The organism is Acidovorax sp. IB03 (assembly GCF_016406015.1).
GTDB classification, from domain to species: Bacteria; Pseudomonadota; Gammaproteobacteria; order Burkholderiales; family Burkholderiaceae_C; genus Acidovorax; species Acidovorax temperans.
Map to the genome: position 1 here is coordinate 1 of NZ_JAEFCH010000100.1, position 645 is coordinate 645.

Below are 645 nucleotides of genomic sequence, written 5' to 3' on the forward strand. Positions count from 1 at the left end.
AGACATGGGCAGGTACGCCTGAGCCGAGCATGACGGTGCGCTGGTGGGTGTAACCCAGTTCTCCCAGAGCGCGGTATGCCGCCGAACCATCCGTGCGTACCTGGGCTCCAGGCTCGACCACCTCCTGCACAAAGGGGATTACGTGGGTGGCGGCGTCTCGGTCAATGCGGCGTAACCGGATGCGCCCAAACCCCTTGGGCTCCACGATCTCCACCGCCATGACCATCAACACTTTGGTGGTGCTGCTCTTGCGCCCTGCAGGGGTGGCGGGATTCTTGCGATCCGTGATGGACAGGTACGTTTCATCCACCTCCACAAGCCCCTTGAGCTTGTCCCGGCCCGGGCGGACCATGGCACGTCGAAACCGGTGCAGCATGGTCCAGGCGGTCTGGTAGCTCCCCAAACCCAATACGCGCTGCAGCCCCAGGGCGCTCACGCCTTGTTTCTGATTGGTCAGGTACCAAGCTGCAGCCAGCCAGACACGCAGCGGTGTGCGCGTCTTGTCAAAGATGGTTCCAGATGTCACTGTGCCTTGGTACTGGCATGAGCGGCACATCAGGCGGGTGCGGCTGGCGCGGTACACATCGCCAGCGTTGCCGCAACGCGGGCAGACGAAGCCTTGGGGCCACCGAAGCTTCTCCAGGA

Annotated in this window: 1 protein-coding gene; it reads right to left on the minus strand. The window is 63.3% G+C overall.

From position 1 onward, the window contains the following. Positions 1-645, minus strand: a 645-nt coding sequence (locus tag IHV84_RS20230; RefSeq protein ID WP_198848171.1) for an IS1595-like element ISCsp2 family transposase, incomplete at both ends; no start/stop codon positions are given.